Source organism: Corynebacterium sp. KPL2895 (assembly GCF_040225815.1).
Taxonomy (GTDB): Bacteria; Actinomycetota; Actinomycetes; order Mycobacteriales; family Mycobacteriaceae; genus Corynebacterium; species Corynebacterium rhinophilum.
This window is the reverse complement of sequence record NZ_JBEHFY010000015.1, coordinates 1-21,388: the sequence shown is the minus strand read 5'-3', so window position 1 is coordinate 21,388 and position 21,388 is coordinate 1. Positions and strand designations below refer to the sequence as shown.

Here is a 21,388-nt window from a genome sequence, read left to right as displayed (position 1 = left end):
CGCGTGCGCTAACCAGATATACTTGCGCGGCTAACCCCCCTATCAACCCCGAAAGAAGCGCAGGTTTATGGATCTAGTCCGAATCCTCTTCACCCGCTCGGCGCCTTATACGCTCTACGTCATAGCGGTACTTATCCTGCAGGCGCTGTCCACCGCAGCGACCCTGTATCTGCCCTCCTTGAACGCCAAGATCATTGATGAAGGCGTGTCCAAGGGCGATATCGACTATATCTGGCGCACCGGCGGAATCATGCTCATCGTAGCCTTTGTCCAGGTCATTACCGCCATCGGCGCGGTGTGGTTCGGCAGCCGCACCGCCATGGGCGTGGGCTGGGATTTGCGCAGCGAGGTCTTCCGCAAGGTCACCAGCTTCTCCGCAGAAGATATGAGCAAGTTCGGCACGCCCACGCTTATTACCCGCGGCACCAATGACGTGCAGCAGGTGCAGATGGTCTACATGATGATGCTGAACTTCATGGTCACAGCACCCATTATGTCCATAGGCGGCATCATCATGGCCATCCGCGAGGACGCCGGACTGTCCTGGTTGGTCTGGGTTTCTGTCGCGGTGTTGCTCGGCACCATCTCCGTCCTCATCGCGCGGCTTATGCCGCTTTTTCGTTCTATGCAGGACAAATTGGACACCATCAACGGCACCTTGCGCGAGCAAATCACCGGCATCCGCGTCGTGCGCGCCTTTGTGCGCGAGGCTTATGAAACTGAGCGTTTTACCAAGGCCAATAAGGACATTACCCAGCTTTCGCTGAAAATTGGCCAGCTTTTTGTCCTCATGTTCCCGATTATCACCGTCATCTTGAACGTGGCCACGGGCGCAGTGCTGTGGTTTGGTGGCCAGCGCGTGGATGCCGGGCTTGTCGATGTCGGCGGGCTCACCGCTTTCCTGCAGTACCTGCTGCAAATCCTCGCCGCGGTCATGATGGGCACGTTTATGGCGATGATGCTTCCGCGCGCCCTCGTGTGCGCCCGCCGCATCACCGGCGTCTTAAGCCACGAGCCGTCCATTACCCCGCCGAAAGATACCGTCACCCCGGCGACCAATTCCGGCACGGTGGAATTTCGCAATGTCAGCTTCTCCTATGCCGGGGCGGATGCCCCAGTGCTAGAGGATATTTCCTTTACCGCCACTCCCGGCACCACCACCGCGATCATCGGTTCTACCGGCGCGGGCAAGACTACGCTGCTTTCCCTCATCCCGCGCCTGTACGTCCCAAGCGAGGGCGAGGTGCTTATCGATGCCACCCCCACAACCTCCCTCTCCCGCCCGGACATCGTCAGCCGTGTTTCGCTCGTGCCGCAAAAGGCCTACCTCTTTAGTGGCACGGTGGCCTCCAATCTGCGGTTGGGCCGCCCCGAGGCCACCGATGATGAATTATGGGAGGCGCTTCGCGTGGCGCAGGCGGACTTCGTCGATGACTTGGACATGCCCATCGCGCAAGGCGGTACCAATGTATCGGGCGGGCAGCGCCAGCGCCTATCCATCGCCCGCATGCTCGTAGCCCAGCCGCGCATTTATCTCTTCGATGATTCTTTCTCCGCGCTGGATGTGGTTACGGATGCCAACGTGCGCGCCGCCATGCACAAGTCTTTTGCCGAGCGCGGCGAGGACGTCACCACCATCATCGTCGCCCAGCGCGTGGCCTCCATCCAGGATGCCGATCAGATTTTGGTCATCGATAAAGGACGGATTGTCGCCCGCGGCACCCACACTGAGTTACTGAAATCCTCGGGCGTGTACCAGGAAATCGTTGAATCCCAAGAAACCGCCGGAGTAGCTGGAGGAGAGCACTAATGGCCAAGGACACCACACACAACTCCTCCGCTGAGGACGCCGAGCTCCAGGAGCTTGAGGCTAAGGTCGCCGCCGATGAATGGTCCGGGTCCGCACCCCGCCAAGCCAAGAATTTCTGGCCTTCTGCCAAGCGCTTGTTGCTGCTTCTCATGCCCTATAAGCGCATGCTGGCGGTAGTGGCGGCGATGAACATAGTCTGCGTCTTCCTCGCGGTCTTCGCGCCCAAGGTCTTGGGCGATGCCATGGACGTCATCTTCTCCGGCGTTATCTCCCGCGAGCTGCCATCTGGTATCTCGGCGCAGCAAGCCATCGACGGCATGCGCGCCCAGGGCCAGGATCAGGTGGCCGATATGGCCTCCGGCATGGACTTCACTCCCGGCGAGGGCATCGACTTTACCCGCTTGGGCACGCTTATCATCGCGGTGATCGCGATGTACATCGTCTCTGCCGCCTTCGAGCTCTGGCAAGGGCTCATCTTAAACCGCCTGACCGTCGACACGGTCTACGAGCTGCGCCAGCGCGTGGAGGCCAAGGTGCACGCGCTGCCATTAAATTACTTCGACTCCCACCAGCGCGGCGATATCCTCTCGCGCACCACCAATGACATCGACAATGTGCAACAGGCCCTCCAACAGGCGCTTTCCCAGCTGTTTTATAATATCCTGATGATCCTGGGCATCACCGTGATGATGTTTAGCATCTCTTGGCAGCTTGCCCTGGTGGCACTCTTGGCGCTGCCGCTGACCGCGCTGATCATCGGGGTCATTGGCGGGCGCTCGCAGCGCCAATTCAAAACACAGTGGCGCGCTACCGGCCAGCTCAATGGTCAGGTAGAAGAGTCCTTCTCCGGCCACGATCTGGGCATCGTCTTTGGCCGCACGGAGGATATGACGCGCCAATTTGATGAGCGCAATGACGAACTCTTCCGCTCCTCCGCGCTGGCGCAATTCCTCTCCGGCATCATGATGCCCATCATGCAGTTCGTCTCTTACTTGTCTTATGTGGCCATCGCCGTCCTCGGCGGCCTGCGCGTGGCCAACGGGCAGATGACCCTGGGCCAGGCCACCGCCTTTATCCAGTACTCCCGCGAATTTAACCAGCCGCTGGGCCAATTGGGCGGCATGATGCAGCAGGTGCAATCCGGCGTGGCCTCTGCCGAGCGCGTCTTCGAGTTCCTCGATGCAGAAGAACAATCGTTGGAGAACACCAGCGATGAGCTAACCGGCCGCGCCCGCGGCCGCGTGGAGTTCCAGGACGTTGACTTTTCCTATTCGCCGGAGAAGGAACTTATTACCGGGCTCAACCTGCGCGTGGAACCGGGACAAACCGCGGCGATCGTCGGCCCCACCGGCGCCGGTAAAACCACAATGGTCAACCTGCTCATGCGCTTTTATGACATCGATTCTGGGCGCATTCTTATCGATGGCCACGATACCGCCCACATGCCCCGCACCGCCCTGCGCTCCCAAGTGGGCATGGTGCTACAAGATGCCGTCCTCTTTGAGGGCACCATCATGGACAATATCCGCTACGGCCGGCTCGATGCCACGGACGATGAGGTCATCGCCGCGGCCAAAGCCACCTACGTGGATCGCTTCGTGCACTCCCTGCCGGAGGGTTATGATACCGGCATCGACCAAGATGGCGGCGCCATCTCCGCCGGTGAGCGCCAGCTGATTACCATCGCCCGCGCCTTTTTGGCCCAGCCCGCATTGCTCATCTTGGATGAGGCCACCTCGTCCGTGGATACCCGCACCGAGGTACTCGTCCAAGACGCCATGAATGCCCTGCGTGCTGAGCGCACCTCCTTCGTCATCGCCCACCGCTTGTCCACCATCCGGGATGCTGACCTGATCTTGGTAATGGAAAACGGGAACATCGTCGAGCAAGGCTCGCACGAAGAACTACTGAGCGCCCAAGGCGCCTATTGGCGCCTGCACCAATCGCAGTTCAATAAGGCTTAAAGGGAAGCTGCAGCGTGGTTACTGCACGTTGAGCTGGACCTGCGGGGCGTGCAAATTAGCGCCCTGCAGGTTGACCAGCTCCATGGTGACATCTTGCAGCGAAATGTGCTCCATCAGCACGTTCGGGATAGGAGCATCGGGCACCACGTGCGGGTCGGGAACGCCCAATTGATCAAGCACCGCGTTGAGATCGCCGTTGGATAAATCGACGTTTACCGGGATGGTGGGGTGATCCACCACCGCGGGCGTTGTCTGCAGTCCAGTGGTCAGGACGGTGACCGGCCCGTCCGTGACGGTGGTTTCCACGTCACCAGTGGTTAGCTTGCCTTGCCCCAAAGCCGCGGGCAGGGTCAACGCCAGGTTTCGCGCGGCCAACTTATCACCTACGAGTTTCAGCGCTCGTTGCTCACCCTGTGCGGTAGGCACAGTGATAAGCGAGGCGCTTACGTTCCCAGTCAGGGTGACATTATCAGCAGTCACCGTGCTGAGTTCAGATTGCGCTAAGGCCAAGCCTTCCTGCGCACGGGTTTCCTCAGGTTGGTTCACCGCACACACCGCTGTAAAAGCGCAGAGCACTGCAAGCGCACTACCTTTTACCACACGAGCAGAGCGACGACGCGGTAGTGAGCTCAGCCTGAATAGCTTCATGCTGAAACCGCCAGTTCTTTGGCCTGGGACTTTTTCTTCTTCTTGTGCTTCTTAGGGGACTTCTGGCGATCCTGTGGCTGCCAGGCAAATGCGAGCGCACCACCGATAATGCCCAAAAGGCTGCCTATTACGAAGCCACCCAGATTTGTGGTGGGAAGCGCGATGATTGCTACCAAGATGGCTAAAACGCCCAGGTAAGACGACGTCTCCTGCCGAAACCAAGATCCAAAGCCGAACATGATAAGTGCCGCACCAATAAGGAGCGTCGAAACGCCAGACACCGTGGAAATCATGACCAACAGATCAGAAATGCGCACAGTAATATAAGCCGGCGCTGCGATGGCGATGCCGGACAAGATAAGCAACAAGCCTCCCGCGAACGGACGACGCTTGCGCCAGTGTTTAAACCGCTGCCACCAGCTTTCTTTAGGGGCCACTCGGGTGACGGCTTTGTCATTTTTGTTATTCGCTGCGGAATCCTGCGGTTCATTAGCACTTTTTACCGCATCCGCTACCGACTGCGATGTGTTGTCTCCATCGCTTTCCGCCGCGGCCGTTGCTTCAGCACTAGCTTCAGCGGTGCCGTCGGCCTTCGTCTCCGCAGCACTAGTGTGATCTGCGCCAGCTGCGGCCTCGCCAGCGGTATTTCCGGCCAGCTCTTGGGAGGAATCTTGGGCGCTGCGTGCAGCTTCGCCGTTATCGGTACCGGATTCGGTCACCGCAGGCATGCGCAAAGTCTCATCATCAGAAGACTTAGCAGCCATTGTTGTTGCTTCCCCTCTTCACCGTCACATTCACACCAGAGGCAGCGAGCCTTTCTGCTCCCACCGAGGTCGTGCGAATATCATCCGCGCTCAGGGTCACCTTCTGCGCGTACAATCCCCACGAACCTGGATCTGCCCTGTCATTGACCTGGCTAGCATCAATACCCACGTTGGCGTTCGTCAGATCCAGCTGACCCTTAATGTCGGTAGCACCAACCAAGAGGTTCTCTACCTCCACACTGTCATCACCATTCGCACGGAGGGCGAAGGTGGTCTCGCCAATCCCTGGGACATCAGGAAGGTTGGCGGACAGGCACAAGTTGGAAGCCACGGCGTGCTCAAACTTCAAGCGCGCGGCGGGGATGGTTTCTTCTCCCATCTTGTCCCTATCAACAAAGATCGACAATCCTTCGCCCTCCAGGTGGCTCATGTTCACCTTAAAGAAGGTTCCTGAAAGTGCGATATTGGCGGTCAAGCCGCCTTGGGCTACCGCAAAACCTGTTACACCAAAAGCTGCAAGCCCGGCAGTCAGTGCGGTTGCAAACTTTGGAATACTAATCCTGCCCATGAAGGAACCTTTCTGTGGAATTGAAAAGGCGGGGTCCCTGCCTGTTTTAGCGGCATCCCCCGTCTACGGTGAATTTTCAGCCCACTCTTTACCGCGGCCAGAGATTTACAGGCCGAGGATGAGTAATAGACCTACGCAATCCACTGATTAAATGAGCTTGAACACACGTTAACACTACCTGAGACACATCACACAAAAAGGGGTGCAATTAAATACGCCCGCAACGGTGTAGTCCAGATCATATGTTTAATGAAGACTATCGCACCCCCTGCCGTTGTCAACTTCCAATCCCCCACTAAACCTGCAGCGTACAAAGTTGCACCCCCAAATTTGTGCGCCATGTAATAGGTGTGCACCGGTGTGTGTTACGCTACACAACCAACAGATTTTATCGACTAAGGAGGGTCGAATTGTCCAACTCACTGAAACCCGAAAATACACAGGCAAACGAAGAAAATACCCACATTGATTCCCCTCAGTCCGGTGCAGAAGAAGTAAACGCTCAGGATAAGAAGGAAGAAAAGCGCGAACTGCGCCGCGCTCCTTTGGGCCCGGATTCCCTGTTGTGGAAGTGGGGCTCGGATAACCGCCTGCAGCTGCTGCGTGGCTACACCGGCATTTTGCAGAATATGCACCCCGCGATTGGTCAGTCCCTTTTGGACCACTCGAAGTTCTTCGACGAACCTTTCGCCCGCCTGCAGCGCTCTACGCCGCAGATTATTGAGTCCATCTACGATGATGGGGACATCGGCGAGCGCATCCGCGACTACCACGTCACTATTAAGGGCACGCTGCAAAATGGCGAGCGTTACCACTCCTTGAACCCAGAGACTTACTACTGGGCACACGCTACCTTCGTCTACCGCGTTATCTACGCCCAAGAGCTCTTCGGTACCCCGTTCACCAAGGAAGAGCGCGACCAAATCGTTCGCGAGGGCGTGACTTGGTGGGATAAGTACGGCATGTCTGAGCGCCCGGTCATTGATAACTACGATGACTTGATCAAGTACATGGATGAGATGGCAGACACCGTGCTTGAGCGCAACCAGACCGTTGACTTCGCACTGCGCACCGCACGCGTAGAGCCGGTCAAGGCTCCGGAAGGCGTTCCAGAGGCCGTATGGAAGGTTATCTGGAAGCCCATTATGCGCAGCGCTATCTGGTTGACTGTGGCTACCCTGCCGCAGAAGTACCGCGACATCTTGGAGCTGAAGTGGACCAAGCGCGACCAAAAGCGCTTCGACCGCATCGCCAAGTCCGTTCGCTTCATCATGGACCACCTCCCAGAGGATAAGCGCTACATGGAGCCGGGTCGTTCCTTGATGATCAAGAACGGGATGATCGAGGGCAAGTACAAGGAGCCGAAGAAGATCCAAGGCTACAACGCCACCCAGGCTAAGGACTCTGCTGCCACCGCGGAATCTACCGACAAGCCGGATTCCGATGATGCAGTAGCCGCACGCCGTGCAGCCGGCTGCCCGTTCTAAAACATACCGGCTTCCTTATTGTTCGTGAGCTTTTTAGCTCACGAACCTTTTCATTGATCTTTCTGGAGCGTGCATTACATGTCTTTACCACGCCGTCTACAAGAACGGCCCTTGCCACAGCAATTACTAACTGAGCTACAACATCTCACCACTAACTACTCCACCGGTTCGCTGGATAAAGGCGAACGCAAAGCGGTCCACTCCCCCTTATTTGAAGAAGAATTAGGCTGGGTTGGAGTAGGTTCCGAAGAAGACGTAGATGAAGCTTTCCGCCGTTCGCGTCAGGCCCAAAAGGCCTGGGCCGATACCGACGTTAAACAGCGCGTAAAGGTAATGAAGCGCTTCCACCACCTCGTGGCTAAACACCGCGAGCTGCTTGCGGATTTCATCCAATTGGAAACCGGCAAGGACCGCACGGCCGCCTTTGATGAGGTACTCGACGTACTAAATAACGCGCGTTATTACTCAAATAATGCGCCAAAGCTATTGGCCACCCAGAAGCAGCCGGGCGCATTTCCGCTCATCACCAAAACGCACTTGCAGCGAGTTCCTAAGGGCGTTGTGGGGCAAATCAGCCCGTGGAACTATCCATTAGCATTGGGCATTTCCGATGCCGTTGCGGCACTGCTTGCCGGCAATGGCGTTGTGGCCAAGCCCGATGGATCCACCCCGTTTTCTAACCTGATTTCCCTCTACCTCTTGAAGGAAGCAGGACTGCCGAAGGATTTGCTGCAGATCGTTACCGGCTCCGGTCGAGTCGTTGGCTCAGCCATCTCCGAACACTGCGATTACCTGATGTTTACCGGTTCCACCAAGACCGGCAAGATTTTGGGCGCCACCGTAGGCGAGCGCCTCGTCGGATACTCCGCAGAACTGGGTGGTAAGAACCCGATGATCATCGCGCCGGATGCGGACATCGACAAGCATATTGACACCATCGCTACCGCTTGCTTTTCCAATTCGGGCCAGCTGTGCGTGTCGATTGAACGCATCTACGTCCCCGATGCCATCTTCGATCAATTCATTACCGCATTCCGCCGGGCAACCGAATCCATCAAACTTGGTTCCGGTTTGAACTGGGACTACACGATGGGTTCACTCATCGGCCAAAACCAACTAGATGTGGTGCAGCACTTTGTCGACGATGCCGTAGATAAGGGTGCCACCGTTATTACCGGCGGCAAGCCCCGCCCGGATATTGGCCCCTACCACTTTGAGCCCACGGTTCTCACTGATTTGGCAGAAGGCACCGAGCTTGCAGAGCAAGAGGTCTTTGGCCCCGTGGTGTACGTGCAACGCGTGCGCGATGTCGAAGAGGCCATCGAGCAGGCGAATAAATTGCCCTACGGTCTGAACTCCTCTGTATTCGGCCAGCCCGAAACCGCGCAAGGCATCGCTGAGAAAATCGATGCAGGCAGCGTGACCATCAATGACGGCTACGCCTCCACGTGGGCCTCAATTTCCACCCCGTTGGGTGGCGTCAAGGAGTCTGGCGTTGGCCGCCGCCATGGCCACGAGGGGCTGACCAAATATACGGAAGCGAAGAATATCTCCTCGCAAAGGATCATGCCGATGCGCGGACCAAGTTGGCTTCCCAATAAGTACTACGGCACCCTGCTGAGCTCCGCGTTGCGCTTAGGAAAAACCTTGCGCTTCCTCCCCTAGGCACTGCGCAGCATAACCAGCCACCTTTTAAATTCAGTAACTCACTTCACATTCAATGGGTATCTGTGTACTATCACAACATATTCACGAATTGTGTCCTCTGGGAATATAAATTGCACAACACACAGCGGCCAGTAAGCGCCCTGTGAAACTCGAAAGGAACAGTATGTTCAAGCCATACCGCCGACCGACTGTCGCAGTGGTTGGTGCCGGAGTAGCCGGATGCGCCGCGGCTTCTGAATGCGCATTCTCTGGATTCGACACCGTTCTTTTTGAACAAGAACCATACATCGGCGGCCACTTCAATTCCGCTGAAGCCACCGAGGTTTCCCGGAAGTACCACTTCCGTACCCCGTACCTCCGCCTCACCAAAACTGATGGCTCGCCAGCTTCTGTAGTACGCCACCTTGAGGAGGCTGTTGCTGCCAGTGGCGCCGAGTTCCGCGGTTCCACAGCCGTTACGGGTGCCGAATTCGACCGTGCAGAAGGCAAATGGGAAATCTCCTACCTCGGTGATTCTGGTCAGGAAACCCAAGCTTTCGATGTGTTGATTCGCGCCACCGGTGAGGAATCCCCGTGGATTTCCGTTCCGGGACGGTCAAAGGCCAGCGTCGATGACATGTACCTCCACCACGGTGTAGAGGTATTTGGGCTGCCTAATGCCCTCTTCGTTGACGGCCCCACCCCGCGCGACTCTTACCTCAAACGTCGCCCACTGGCTGTCATCGAAGCCCGCGCCGATCACTGCCGTCGTTACGTCCGCCAGCTCGAGATTCGTGGACCAGGAGAACTAACCGTCAAGCACGATAAGTGGTTGGTTCAGCCCGGTACCGTACGCGGAATCCGCGAAGTGCTCGCAGGGTTCGATGCACCGGCCCATGATTTCAAGCGAGCATCCAACTATGCCCCTGAGTCCTCCTCGTCTGAACGCCAGAATCAACAAAAGTCCGCTACTGCCCTTAAGGAGGCATAATGACTACTCTGAGCAATCCTGAAAGCACTGTAAACGACAAGCACACCCAGACCGCAGATAACAATACCGATAACCTGCCTGAGCTGGGCCCAGATTCCATCCTGTGGCAGCGCTTTGGTGACTGGCGCTCCGCATTCGTCGCACTGTCTGCTGGTCTTTTGCAGATTGCCCAGCGTGACGTCAGCCGGTCCCTGGTGCAGCACTCCAACGTTTTTGATAACGAGGTTGCACGCTTGGTTCGCTCCGCCTTCCCGATCATCCGCACGATCTATGAAGGCCCAGAAGTTGGCGTCATGATTCGTGACTTCCACAAGGACATCAAGGGCACCCACCCAGATGGAAGCCGCTACCACCCGCTGAACCCGGATGTTTACTACTGGGCACACGCCACCTTCGCTGCAATGCCGTACCAGCTGGCCGGCAACTTCATGGATCCTTTGACCCCAGAGGAGCGCGAGCAGCTCTTCCAGGAGACCCGTACCTGGTACACCTTCTACGAGGTTGCAGAGCCCGACGATGCGCCAAAGACGTACGCTGAGTTTGAAGAGTACGTGGACAACATGATCGATACCCTCGATATCAGCGAAACCATCGAGCGCTCCCGCATCATCAACGGCCTCACCCTCGACACCCCAGATCCCAAGGTGCCCAACTGGCTGTGGAAGCCCATTGCACCTTACGCATCCCGCCTGCTGTTGTGGGTTGCTATCGGCATGATTCCGGACAAGCTGCGCAACAAGCTTGGCTGGGAGTGGACCAAGAAGGATGAGCGCAAGCTCAAGATCTTCTCCCGCGCCGTCCGTGGCGTCTTCTCCGTCCTTCCGCGTAAAGCACGCATGGTTCCTATTGCTACCCGCGCCTTTGAGAAGGCGGAAGCTGAAGGCGGTTTCCACTACTAAGGCCTTTACCCCTTCACTCATAGTTACTGAATACTGACTCCCACGATTGCACCTTGAGGCCTTAAGGTAGATAACAACGTGGAGCATCAGTAGTGAAGGAGCACGAATGACAACCGTGTCCGGTTGGATTGCTATAGCCACATCGATTCCGGTGTGGCTATACTTTTTCGCCCGCATAGGCGCGCTCATTAAGTTCATCCGCGCGGGCGGGCCAACCCAACTAGAGCGCACCAATAGCCCCGTAAAACGCCTCGGGCGCGTGCTGGCAGAGGTCTTCGGCCACACCCACTTCAAGGGAAAACCATTGGTCAATGCTGCCCACTGGGCGGTCATGGTGGGCTTTTTATTCGGCATCCTGGTGTGGTTTGAGGCCTATATTCAAACCTTCGCCCCGGATAAAGGGTGGCCCGGCTTAAGCACCTGGCCGGTGTATCACTTTGTGGAAGAAGTACTTGGCATCGGCACGGTGCTGGGTATCTGCTTCCTCATCGGCGTGCGCCTGAAACTAGGCGATACCGAGCGCGGCAGCCGCTTTTTCAACTCCCAAACGGCAGCGGCCCGCTGGGTGGAGGCCATCGTTTTCATCGAGGGCCTCAGCATGCTCTTGGTCAAAGCCTCCAAAATCGCAGCTTTTGGTGGAGGTTCCGCAGTCGCGGACTTCTTGACTATTCATTTAGCTAAGGCACTGCCTGAATCCCCGGCACTGGTCAGCTTCTTCGCCTTGGTCAAGCTGCTATCCGGGCTCCTTTTCATCTTCTTTATTTCCCGCAAGTTCCAGTGGGGTGTCATGTGGCACCGCTTCATGGCCTTTTTCAATATCTTTTTCCAGCGCAATACCTCTGGGGAAAAGGCGCTCAAATCCCTGCCCACCCCGGATCTGGAAGAAGACATCACCCCAGGCAGCTGGAAGATGCTGCTGGATTCAACCGCCTGCACCGAGTGCGGCCGCTGCCAAGAGCTGTGCCCGGCCTGGAATACCGATAAGCCACTGAGCCCCAAAAAGGTCATGATGGACTTGCGCCAAGGCGCGCTAGATAATTACAACCCGCACGAGGGCCTCGATGTGCTCTCGATGGCTGGCGTCATTGACGATGACGTCCTGTGGTCCTGCACCAACTGCGGTGCCTGCGTGGATCAGTGCCCCACCGATATCGAGCACATTGACCATATTGCAGACCTGCGCCGCTTCAAGGTTTTGGCAGAATCCGATTTCCCATCGGAGCTTACCGGCCTATTTAAGAACATGGAGACCAAGGGCAACCCCTGGGGCCGCAATAATTCCGAGCGCCGCGCCTGGATTGATGAGGCGCGTGCCGATGGCATCGAGGTCCCCATCATTGGCGAGGATGCCGCGGACTTCTCCGATATGGAATACCTTCTCTGGGTAGGCTGCGCCGGCGCTTATGATGACAATGGCCGCCGCACCATCCGCGCCGTCGTGGATCTTCTCCACACCGCCGGCGTGAAATTCGGTGTGCTTTCTACTGGTGAGACCTGCACCGGCGATCCCGCCCGCCGCGCCGGCAACGAGTTTTTGTTCCAGATGATGGCGCAACAAAACGTTGAAACACTCAACAACGCTTTCGAGGGCGTGCCGGAAGGCCAGCGGAAAATCATCACGACCTGCCCGCACTGCTTTAATACCATCCGCAATGAGTACCCGGACTTTGACGGGCATTTCGATGTCTTCCACCACACGCAGCTGCTCAACCGCCTGGTGCGCGAGAAACTGCTGCAGCCGGTTCCGCGCACCCCGGAAAACCGCAAGCCCATCACCTACCACGATCCGTGCTTCTTGGGCCGCCACAATAAGGTCTTCGATCCCCCGCGCGAGCTTCTCGAGGCCACGGGCGTGGAGCTGCGCGAGATGGACAAGTCCCGCGATGAGGCCTTTTGCTGCGGCGCTGGTGGCGCGCGCATGTTCATGGAAGAAAAGCTGGGGTCTCGCATCAATGGGTTCCGCACGGAGCAGGCACTGGAGACCGGCGCCGAGGAAATCGCCACCGGGTGCCCGTTCTGCAATGTCATGATGACCGGCGGTGTGAAGTCTTTGGCCGCCGAGTCCACCCCCACCACCCAGGTCAACGACGTGGCCACCATGCTGCGCAATTCCATTTCCCTGGATGACAAGGGCACCCTTCCAGAACCCCGCCCCAAGGCGTTCTTGGGCACCCCAGTGCGCCACCGTGCGGCTTCAGCTACCACTGCCGCTGAATCCCCCACGGCGCCCGCGCTTGCCGATGCCCCATCCTCCACCAATACCCCCACCGCTACTACGCCACCTGCCGCGCCCTCCGCGCCTTCTGCTCCTTCGGCACCGGCGGCTCCAAGCGCGCCCTCTGCCCCAGCCACACCCTCTGCTCCGACGGCACCGGCGGCCCCCAATGCTGGGGCTCCATCCGCGCCAAAGGCTCCTTCTACCCCGGCTGCCCCCAAGGCCCCTTCGGCACCCAGCGCACCGAGTGCTCCCTCCGCGCCTAGCGCGCCAACCCCACCGGGTGCTCCCACGCCGCCAAAGGCTCCCAAGGTCCCTGCCGCTCCGAGTGCTCCTTCGGCACCGAGCGCCCCGGCGGCTCCGAGCGCTCCAGCAGCACCAAGTGCTCCGGCAACTCCAGGTGCCCCGACTCCGCCGGCTGCACCTAATGCCAAGGCACCCGCGGCACCCCAGCCGCCTAAGGCCCCGCAGCCACCCGCTGCTTCGCAAGCACCAACTACGCCACAACCACCTGCAGCTCCACAGCCACCAAAGGCTCCGCAAGCTGCCAAGGCGCCACAGGCTCCAGCAGCGCCAAAGCCACCGCAGGCCGACAAGAAACCCGAGGCAGCGGCACCACCCGCGCCTCCTGCTCCGCCGGCATCGGCCATGCCGCCCGCTCCGCCGGCACCACCGGCACCACCGGCGTCATCGGAAAGCGCAGAGGCTCCCAAGGCCCCCAAGCCACCGGAGCCGCCGAAGGACGCGAATACCGAGTAGGCATGTGCAGGGGTGAGTGCGTACGCTGTGATTCATGCAATTAGATGTGGGATGGGCTGCGGATACTTTTGTTCTGGCAGCAGGTGCGACGGAAAACACCACTAGCCTCGTTTCCTTTGCCTGGATCATGCTTGCGGCGCTACTGGCGCCCATAGTGTCGTTCATGTTGGGCAATCGGCTGCCAGCCGTTGCCCTTTTGATCATCTTTGGCATGGTCATCGGCCCATCGCTTTTGGATGTCGCGCATGAGGATGCCGGCATCAGCATGCTGAAAGAGCTGGGTGTCGGTGCGCTCTTCTTGCTCGCCGGTTTTGAAATCGAGATTTCTACGCTCAAGACCAAAGAAGCGGGAACTGCGCTGTCCACCTGGCTTATCTGCCTCGTGGCCTGTGGTGTCGGTGCGTACTTCTTGGTCGATAATGTCCCGGGTGCCATCGTGGTGGCGCTGGCGCTAACGTCCACGGCACTGGGCACACTTCAGCCCATGTTGAAACAGGATCGCGTGCTCGAGACCAAAGTGGGCAAATCGGTCATGATTCACGGTGCTATTGGTGAGGTCGCCCCCATTACCGCGATGGCCCTGCTGCTCAGCACGCGCTCCACGTGGACCACGCTGCTAATTATGCTCGCGTTCATCGGCATCGCCGTGGCCGTCGCCATCATGCCGGCTGCCATTGCCACGACGATTCCGTGGGTTAAAGCGGCGTTTATCTCCGGTGCAGGGTCCACCAACCAGACCATTTTGCGCCTTATCATCCTGATCCTTGCCACCCTCATGGCCATCACGGCGGTCTTTGAGCTAGACATCGTGCTGGGTGCCTTCGCCGCCGGCATCATCTTGAACCGCATCATTCCGGATGAATTCCATCGCCGGCTAGAACACCGCCTCGATGTGGTCTTCCACTCCATGCTCATCCCGGTCTTCTTCGTGGTCTCTGGCATGACGATTAACTGGGATACCATCGCTAATAACCCGGGGAAGGTACTGGGCATCCCGGCGCTTATTCTCGTTACCCGCGGCCTGCCGGTATTCCTGCGCGAGAATGTGGGTCACACCGGCTCCGAAATTGAAACGGTGCGCGAACGCCTGCAGGTCAGTTTGTACACGGCTACCGGCCTGCCGATCATCGTTGCTGTGACATCGCTGGCGGTTAATTCCGAATTGATGAAGCAAGAAACCGCCTCGATCTTCGTTGCAGGTGGCGCGTTGACCGTTGCCATCTTCCCGTTTCTGGCCAACTTGGTGGGAAGGAAAGACTCCAAGACGGTTGATGAATCCGACCCAAAGAAGAAATCGGATTCTAACGAGGACGACAAGGAAGAAGAGTCCCAAGAACTCTAATCTTTTACTCCGCACTAGAAGCTATGCCCTGCCACCGCGGCAGGGCATATTCTTTTTGAATCAGCTTGTCTATTATGGTGACTGTGACTAATAGCTACGGACCCTCCCCCTATGACCGGACACTGCGTCTATCTGATTCAGAGCGCAACGATGCCCTGACGGATCTAGCCCGCGCAGTGGGCGAAGGCCGCTTATCGATGACCGAGTTTGAGGAGCGCTCCGATAGCGTCATGCAGGCCGTTACCCACAAGGACCTAGCACCAATTTTCAGCGATATCCCTGCGACCGGATCGCAAGAGGTAAAGATCTACTCCCAAGGCGATGTGGACCGCGCCGCTAATGCCGCGAAGAAGCCTCGTATCGCTACCGCCCTGACCAGCTCGATCATTTTGATCGCGGCATCTCCTACTCTTGTCATGCTCAGCGCCACCATGAATAGCCCCTGGTTGCTGGCGGGTGGCGCCGTAGCCGCAGCGCTCATTCCCATCGTGTGGATCCTCTTGTACGTGGCCAAGGTGGGCCCGCAATCGTGGCATGCCCCCTCGGTGCGGCAGATTGAGCGCCAACAGCAGCGCGAGATCCGTGCGCTGACGGCACACGAGCGGGCGCACCAAAAAGAATTAGAAAAGAAAAAGTGGGCCGAGCGCCGCCAACAGGCCGGTGAACTTACTGGTCAGGCTATGGAAATGGCGAAGAAGCAAATCAACAAGTGGAATAATAAATAGCGCTGAGGCGCGCTGCAATATTTCTTAACGCTGTGAAAGATGGCACAATATTGCCATGACTTCTCCCAAACCCCGCATCTTTGACCAGTCCGAAAAATTAAAGGGCATCGCTTACGATATTCGCGGTGAGGTCTCAGCGGAAGCGGAGAGAATGGAGCTGGACGGCCACACCATCCTCAAGCTCAATACCGGCAACCCCGCCGTCTTTGGCTTCGATGCACCCGATGTCATCATGCGCGATATGATCAGCGCCCTGCCCACCTCCCAGGGCTATTCCACCTCTAAGGGCATTACCTCGGCCCGGCGGTCCATCGTCACGCGCTATGAGCTCGAAGATTTCCCGCATTTTGATATCAACGATGTCTTCTTAGGCAATGGCGTATCAGAACTTATCACCATGACCACCCAGGCGCTGCTCAATAACGGCGATGAGATCCTCATCCCAGCGCCCGATTACCCGCTGTGGACGGCGGCAACCTCGCTGGCCGGTGGCACACCAGTGCACTACCTATGCGATGAGGAAGATGAATGGAATCCGTCTATCGAGGATATTAGATCCAAGGTCACCGAAAAGACCAAGGCCATCGTGGTCATCAACCCGAATAACCCAACCGGTGCGGTGTACTCGCGCGAGGTCCTGCAACAAATCGTGGATATCGCGCGCGAGCACAACCTGCTCATCTTGGCCGATGAGATTTATGACCGCATCCTTTATGACGATGCGAAGCATATCTCCATCGCCTCGCTGGCCCCCGATCTCTTGACCTTTACCTTTAATGGCCTGTCCAAGGCCTACCGAGTATGCGGCTACCGCGCGGGCTGGATGGTCATTACGGGTCCGAAGCATCATGCGCACGGGCTCATTGAGGGACTCGAATTGTTGGCCGGTACCCGCCTGTGCCCGAATGTTCCCGCGCAACACGCCATCCAAGTGGCACTGGGCGGGCGCCAATCTATCTACGAGCTCACCGGGGCTGGGGGACGATTGCTGCGCCAGCGCAATATCGCTTATGACAAGCTCAATGAGATTCCGGGCGTTTCCGCGGTAAAGCCCAAGGGCGCGCTGTACCTCTTCCCGCGTTTGGATCCCAATGTCTATGAGATTCACGATGATTCCAAGCTCATGTTGGACATCCTCAAGGCGGAAAAGATCCTCATGGTCCAAGGCACCGGCTTCAACTGGCCGCACCCGGATCACTTCCGCGTGGTCACGCTGCCCTGGGCCTCCCAATTAGAAAACGCCATCGAACGCTTGGGCAATTTCTTAGTAAGCTACCGCCAATAGCACCCCAGCAGGCGATTGGTAATTGCAGTAATAATCGTTCACAATACACCGTATGGGACGGCATTCCTCGGTTTCTAATTCCACGTCGGGCTCGGCTTCGCGGCATCGGCAAGCGCAGCGTCGATCGGAGCCCAGCGGGCACGCGCCAGGCCAGTCGGCGTTGGAACGCCTACATCCACGTCAGCTGGCGCAGAAGGTATCCGGCCACCCGTGGCGCGTTGGGCTGGCCACCGCCATCGGCGCGGCGCTCATCGCCATGCTGATAAGCCTCGTCTTCCTCTGGCCGTCTAGTGCCGCCTCGAAGCACACCTCGGAGGAGTTCGAGTCCACCTACGCGCTGAACCACCCGCAGGTTGAGGCAACAGTGGAAAAGACTGACCATTCCGCGTGCCAATCGGAGCAGACCGGCCTGGCCTTCGATACCCCGCCGTTGATTCCGGAAAAGGAAGAGGTGGACTGTGACCGGGCGCTGGTGAAGATCACCTCCGGCGAGGACGAGGGGAAGATGACCCAATTGGTCACCTACGGCAACGCGGGCGACCCAGAATTGCAGCCGGGCGATAATATCGTGCTGTCCAAGGCCACCGATCCCACCGGGTCCGTCTCGTATGCCTTTGCCGATTATCAGCGCAGCAATAGCCTCCTTCTGTGGGGAGTGGTCATCGCTATTGTCATCATCGCTTTCGCGGCCTGGCATGGGGTGCGCGCGATCATCGGCTTGGGGCTAAGCCTTGGCATCGTCTTTAGCTTCCTCATCCCAGCGCTCATCGCGGGCACCAATCCCCTATGGGTGGCGCTTGCCGCCTGTACCGCCATCATTCTCCTTGCCGTTCCCCTCGTCCACGGCGTGAATTGGAAATCCGCCTCCGCGGTGGGCGGTTCCCTGACTGCGCTCGCCATCGCCGCATTCCTTGCGTGGGCGGCCATCGATAGTTCGCAGCTGCAAGGCTATAGCTCCGAAGACAACCTCAAGCTGCTGTTATATATGCCCAACGTTTCCATCCTGGGCGTGCTGCTGTGTGGCTTCGTCGTAGGCGCGTTGGGCAGCCTTGCCGATGTCGCCATTGCCCAAGCCTCCACCATCACCGAGCTGCACGAATCCGATCCCGCGGCCTCACCGCTCGAGCTATTTTTATCCGCCATGCGGGTCGGCCGCGACCACATTGCCTCGATGGTCTATACCCTCATTTTGACCTATACCGGCGCCGCATTGCCCCTACTCCTGCTCATCACCGCCGCCGAACGCCCCGCGGGGCAAATCCTCAGCAGCGATCTCGTCGCCACCGAGCTCCTGCGCTCCGGCGTCGGCGCCATGGCGCTGACCCTCGCGGTGCCGATTACCACGCTGATTGCCGCGTTTACGGTTCCGTCGCGCCGCCGTTAAAGCGTGCGACCCAGCGCCTGAATCTTCCAACCGGCGTTGGACCAAGCCGCAACGTCGAGCACATTGCGGCCATCGATGATGTGCTTAATATCCACGAGCTCGCCGGCCTCGTTCGGGTCCAGCTCCTTAAACTGCTGCCATTCGGTGGCCAGGATGACTAATTCCGCCTCCCGCAAGGCGGATTCCGTATCGGCGGCATAGTCCAAGGTGGGGAAAACCTTTTTGGCGTTGTCCATGCCCTCGGGGTCATAGACGGTTACAGCCGCACCCGCCAAGGACAAGGACCCAGCAACCGAGAGCGCCGGCGAATCGCGCACATCATCCGAATTCGGCTTAAAAGCACAGCCCAGCACGGTAACGCGGTGGCCCAAGAGCGAGCCATTGAAGGCTTCTTTAGACAGATCCACCATGCGGTCGCGTCGGCGCATATTAATCGCATCCACCTCGCGCAGGAAGGTCAGCGCTTGATCGGCGCCGAGCTCACCGGCGCGCGCCATAAAGGCGCGAATATCCTTAGGCAGGCAACCACCGCCAAAGCCCAGGCCCGCGCCGAGGAACTTGCGGCCGATGCGCTTGTCTATGCCAATGGCATCCGCCAGCGCAACCACATCAGCACCCGCGATCTCACAAATCTCAGAGACCGCATTGATGAAAGAAATCTTGGTGGCTAAAAAAGCGTTGGCTGAGACTTTTACTAACTCTGCAGTCTGCAAGTCGGTCACGATGAAGGGCGTATCCTGCGCTAACGGCTGCGCGTAGATCTCACGGGCAAGCTCCTCCGCGCGCGATTCTGATTCACGGGTACCAAACACGATGCGGTCTGGGGTGATGGTGTCGTGCACTGCATAACCCTCGCGCAAAAATTCCGGATTCCACGCGATTTCCACGCGGGTTCCCTCGGGTGCCAAACTATCCGCCAGTTCTTGTAGTTCCGCCGCCGTACCTACCGGAACGGTGGATTTACCAAAGATGACGTGCTCCCCGCGCAGCTTAGGCACCAAGTCCGTGATAACGGCCTTAACGTAGGTCATATCCGCCGCATAAGAACCGCGGCGCTGCGGGGTTCCCACGCCGAGAAAGTGCACGTTGGCGAATTGCGCGGCCTCGTCATAATCCGTGCTAAACCCTAGGCGCCCAGCATCAATATTGCGCTCGAGCACCTCCGGCAGCCCCGGTTCAAAAAAGGGAACCTTGCCCGATTGCAAGACGGAGATTTTATCCTCGTCTACATCGACGCCTAATACTTCATGCCCCAATTCCGCCATGCAGGCGGCGTGGGTAGCACCCAGGTAACCGGTGCCAATAACAGTCATCCGCATAAAACCTCATCCTAGAGATTTTATGTAAATACCAGATTAATCCCTGCGGAAGTTCAGGTAAGACTTTGATGGCGTTGGGCCGCGCTGACCTTGGTACTTCGATCCCAATGCACCCGTGCCATAGGGGCTTTCCGCCGGCGAGGTCATCTTAAAGATGGCCAGCTGCCCCACCTTCATCCCCGGCCACAGCGCAATGGGCAGGTTTGCGGTATTGGAAAGTTCCAGGGTGATGTGTCCGGAAAAGCCAGGATCGATAAAGCCCGCGGTGGAGTGGGTTAAAAGCCCCAGCCGTCCCAGCGAGGACTTGCCTTCCAATCGTCCGGCAAGGTCAGCTGGGAGGGTGAATTTCTCCAGCGTGGCGCCAAGGACAAACTCGCCGGGGTGGAGAATGAAGGATTGATCCTCTTCTACTTCCACCAACGTGGTAAGCTCCGGCATCTCCGCCTTGGGGTCAATGTGCGTATAGCGGGAGTTATTGAATACCCGGAAATACTTATCCAAGCGCACGTCAACGGAAGAAGGCTGGATAAGCTCACTATCAAAGGGGTCGATGCCCAGCTCTCCGGAATCAATGGCGGAACGAATATCACGATCTGAAAGAAGCACGGACCCGATTCTACTCAATCGCCTGCCCAAGGTGTATAGTAGGGAAAGCGCATTTAGCGCAGTGCCGACGTAGTTTAATGGTAGAACTGCAGCTTCCCAAGCTGCTGGCGCGGGTTCGATTCCCGTCGTCGGCTCCATTGTCATGAGTCGCGACATGCTTGACAGGTCAGTCGCGACATCGTTGACAAACCGGCATCTTAGTCGTTTTTGTTCTGGGGGTGCCGGTTTTTCGTGTTTTGGGTCTAGGGGTGGGTCGCCTGGGCTAAACGACAAAAGGGGATGCGGACATTTTTTAGGACTATTCAGAGTAGCAGCTTGCGTCGGCGATGAGGTCATGGTCTGGCACAACCGCCAGTGAGACGAATTCTACCCCGTCATTTTCCTGGATGCGCTGCGCATTAAAGTCCGCGATGGCGGCCGGGTAGTCAACAAGTCCGCGTACATGGCAATCGGGGTGGACCTCGACGGCATCAAACACATCCTGGGATTGTGGATTGCCAAAGAAGAAGGTGCTTCCTTTTGGGCACACGTGTGCGCCAACTTATCTAACCGCGGGGTCAAAGACGTCTTTATTGTCTGCTGTGACGGGCTGAAAGGCCTACCAGAGGCTTCTAGAGGCAACCTGGCCGAATTCCATGGTACAAACCTGCATCGTGCACCTGATTCGCGCCGCGAACCGGCAGGTCACCTACGGGGATCGCCGGGGCGTATCGGCCGCGTTGAAAAAGATCTACACCGCCGCGGATGAAACCACAGCACAGGTTGCTTTAGACGAATTTGAAGCCTCTGAATTAGCAGAAAAGTATCCACGCTCAGTCAAAGTCTGGCGAGATGCTTGGGCGCGTTTCGTACCGTTTCTGCAGTTCCCGCCAGCAGTCAGAAAGGTAATCTATGACGGCGAATTCGATTGAATCATTCAACAATGAACTGCGTAAAGCTACCCGCAACAGGGTGCAGTTCACCAACGATGAATCA

16 protein-coding genes, 1 tRNA gene and 1 pseudogene are annotated in these 21,388 nt (G+C 57.9%); 13 read left to right on the top strand and 5 right to left on the bottom strand.

Annotation, left to right across the window (positions count from 1 at the left end):
• The first annotated feature begins 67 nt into the window (after positions 1–67).
• Entirely contained in the window at positions 68–1,810 is a 1,743-nt protein-coding gene (locus ABRP95_RS07810; protein WP_284783101.1) for an ABC transporter ATP-binding protein, read from the top strand.
• Positions 1,810–3,774 (top strand): ABC transporter ATP-binding protein, encoded by a 1,965-nt coding sequence (locus ABRP95_RS07805; protein ID WP_284853719.1) that lies wholly within the window; start codon positions 1,810–1,812, stop codon positions 3,772–3,774. The genes ABRP95_RS07810 and ABRP95_RS07805 overlap by 1 nt, the downstream gene beginning before the upstream one ends.
• An 18-nt stretch (positions 3,775–3,792) precedes the next feature.
• Here the strand turns inward: ABRP95_RS07805 and ABRP95_RS07800 are convergent, their stop codons facing one another.
• From ABRP95_RS07800 to ABRP95_RS07790, 3 genes are all read right to left on the bottom strand, one after another.
• A complete protein-coding gene (locus ABRP95_RS07800) occupies positions 3,793–4,320 on the bottom strand; it encodes a hypothetical protein (protein ID WP_284853720.1) in 528 nt (175 codons plus the stop codon).
• A 98-nt stretch (positions 4,321–4,418) separates the two neighbouring features.
• Positions 4,419–5,186, bottom strand: a complete 768-nt coding sequence (locus ABRP95_RS07795; RefSeq protein WP_284853721.1) for a DUF6114 domain-containing protein — start codon at positions 5,184–5,186, stop codon at positions 4,419–4,421.
• On the bottom strand, positions 5,176–5,754 hold the full coding sequence (locus tag ABRP95_RS07790; protein WP_284770405.1) for a DUF6230 family protein: 579 nt from the start codon (positions 5,752–5,754) through the stop codon (positions 5,176–5,178). Before ABRP95_RS07790 ends, ABRP95_RS07795 begins: the two co-directional genes overlap by 11 nt.
• 410 nt (positions 5,755–6,164) lie before the next feature.
• Between ABRP95_RS07790 and ABRP95_RS07785 the strand changes: the two genes are divergently transcribed.
• The 9 genes from ABRP95_RS07785 to ABRP95_RS07745 all read left to right on the top strand — a co-directional run bounded on the left by ABRP95_RS07785 (position 6,165) and on the right by ABRP95_RS07745 (position 18,488).
• Complete coding sequence (locus ABRP95_RS07785) at positions 6,165–7,241, top strand: oxygenase MpaB family protein (protein ID WP_349837164.1); 1,077 nt, start codon at positions 6,165–6,167, stop codon at positions 7,239–7,241.
• 78 nt (positions 7,242–7,319) lie between these two features.
• Entirely contained in the window at positions 7,320–8,906 is a 1,587-nt protein-coding gene (locus tag ABRP95_RS07780; RefSeq protein WP_284770403.1) for a succinic semialdehyde dehydrogenase, read from the top strand.
• A gap of 166 nt (positions 8,907–9,072) precedes the next feature.
• Positions 9,073–9,879: an NAD(P)-binding protein gene (locus ABRP95_RS07775; RefSeq protein WP_284770402.1), complete on the top strand. Its 807-nt coding sequence runs from the start codon at positions 9,073–9,075 to the stop codon at positions 9,877–9,879.
• Positions 9,879–10,778: an oxygenase MpaB family protein gene (locus ABRP95_RS07770; RefSeq protein WP_284770401.1), complete on the top strand. Its 900-nt coding sequence runs from the start codon at positions 9,879–9,881 to the stop codon at positions 10,776–10,778. Before ABRP95_RS07775 ends, ABRP95_RS07770 begins: the two co-directional genes overlap by 1 nt.
• 106 nt (positions 10,779–10,884) lie before the next feature.
• Entirely contained in the window at positions 10,885–13,752 is a 2,868-nt protein-coding gene (locus ABRP95_RS07765) for a (Fe-S)-binding protein (protein WP_349839189.1), read from the top strand.
• Between the two features lie 34 nt (positions 13,753–13,786).
• Entirely contained in the window at positions 13,787–15,094 is a 1,308-nt protein-coding gene (locus tag ABRP95_RS07760) for a cation:proton antiporter (RefSeq protein ID WP_284796896.1), read from the top strand.
• A 74-nt stretch (positions 15,095–15,168) separates the two neighbouring features.
• The gene (locus ABRP95_RS07755) at positions 15,169–15,819 is read left to right on the top strand and encodes a DUF1707 SHOCT-like domain-containing protein (RefSeq protein WP_284850472.1); all 651 of its coding nucleotides are present in this window, start codon (positions 15,169–15,171) and stop codon (positions 15,817–15,819) included.
• 55 nt (positions 15,820–15,874) lie between these two features.
• Positions 15,875–17,104, top strand: coding sequence for a pyridoxal phosphate-dependent aminotransferase (locus tag ABRP95_RS07750; RefSeq protein WP_284850471.1), 1,230 nt, complete (start codon positions 15,875–15,877; stop codon positions 17,102–17,104).
• Positions 17,105–17,327: 223 nt separating this feature from the next.
• Positions 17,328–18,488 (top strand): YibE/F family protein, encoded by a 1,161-nt coding sequence (locus tag ABRP95_RS07745; RefSeq protein ID WP_410756195.1) that lies wholly within the window; start codon positions 17,328–17,330, stop codon positions 18,486–18,488.
• On the opposite strand, the gene ABRP95_RS07740 is transcribed toward ABRP95_RS07745, so the two are convergent.
• Both ABRP95_RS07740 and dcd read right to left on the bottom strand, forming a co-directional pair.
• Entirely contained in the window at positions 18,485–19,807 is a 1,323-nt protein-coding gene (locus tag ABRP95_RS07740; protein WP_284783110.1) for a UDP-glucose dehydrogenase family protein, read from the bottom strand. The genes ABRP95_RS07745 and ABRP95_RS07740 overlap by 4 nt on opposite strands.
• Before the next feature lie 36 nt (positions 19,808–19,843).
• Positions 19,844–20,413 (bottom strand): dCTP deaminase, encoded by a 570-nt coding sequence (dcd, locus tag ABRP95_RS07735; RefSeq protein WP_284630788.1) that lies wholly within the window; start codon positions 20,411–20,413, stop codon positions 19,844–19,846.
• Positions 20,414–20,476: 63 nt separating this feature from the next.
• Here dcd and ABRP95_RS07730 point away from each other — a divergent pair.
• Both ABRP95_RS07730 and ABRP95_RS07725 read left to right on the top strand, forming a co-directional pair.
• A tRNA-Gly gene (locus ABRP95_RS07730) sits at positions 20,477–20,550 on the top strand.
• 182 nt (positions 20,551–20,732) lie between these two features.
• Positions 20,733–21,388: pseudogene (locus ABRP95_RS07725) on the top strand (IS256 family transposase); the annotation flags it as partial.

What these genes read in the sequence shown, in the direction of transcription:
- ABRP95_RS07810 (WP_284783101.1), top strand. Translation starts at nt 68, where the DNA reads ATGGATCTAGTCCGAATCCTCTTCACCCGCTCGGCGCCTTATACGCTC.
- ABRP95_RS07805 (WP_284853719.1), top strand. Translation starts at nt 1,810, where the DNA reads ATGGCCAAGGACACCACACACAACTCCTCCGCTGAGGACGCCGAGCTC.
- ABRP95_RS07795 (WP_284853721.1), bottom strand. Translation starts at nt 5,186, where the DNA reads ATGGCTGCTAAGTCTTCTGATGATGAGACTTTGCGCATGCCTGCGGTG.
- ABRP95_RS07790 (WP_284770405.1), bottom strand. Translation starts at nt 5,754, where the DNA reads ATGGGCAGGATTAGTATTCCAAAGTTTGCAACCGCACTGACTGCCGGG.
- ABRP95_RS07780 (WP_284770403.1), top strand. Translation starts at nt 7,320, where the DNA reads ATGTCTTTACCACGCCGTCTACAAGAACGGCCCTTGCCACAGCAATTA.
- ABRP95_RS07775 (WP_284770402.1), top strand. Translation starts at nt 9,073, where the DNA reads ATGTTCAAGCCATACCGCCGACCGACTGTCGCAGTGGTTGGTGCCGGA.
- ABRP95_RS07770 (WP_284770401.1), top strand. Translation starts at nt 9,879, where the DNA reads ATGACTACTCTGAGCAATCCTGAAAGCACTGTAAACGACAAGCACACC.
- ABRP95_RS07765 (WP_349839189.1), top strand. Translation starts at nt 10,885, where the DNA reads ATGACAACCGTGTCCGGTTGGATTGCTATAGCCACATCGATTCCGGTG.
- ABRP95_RS07760 (WP_284796896.1), top strand. Translation starts at nt 13,787, where the DNA reads ATGCAATTAGATGTGGGATGGGCTGCGGATACTTTTGTTCTGGCAGCA.
- ABRP95_RS07755 (WP_284850472.1), top strand. Translation starts at nt 15,169, where the DNA reads ATGGTGACTGTGACTAATAGCTACGGACCCTCCCCCTATGACCGGACA.
- ABRP95_RS07750 (WP_284850471.1), top strand. Translation starts at nt 15,875, where the DNA reads ATGACTTCTCCCAAACCCCGCATCTTTGACCAGTCCGAAAAATTAAAG.
- ABRP95_RS07740 (WP_284783110.1), bottom strand. Translation starts at nt 19,807, where the DNA reads ATGCGGATGACTGTTATTGGCACCGGTTACCTGGGTGCTACCCACGCC.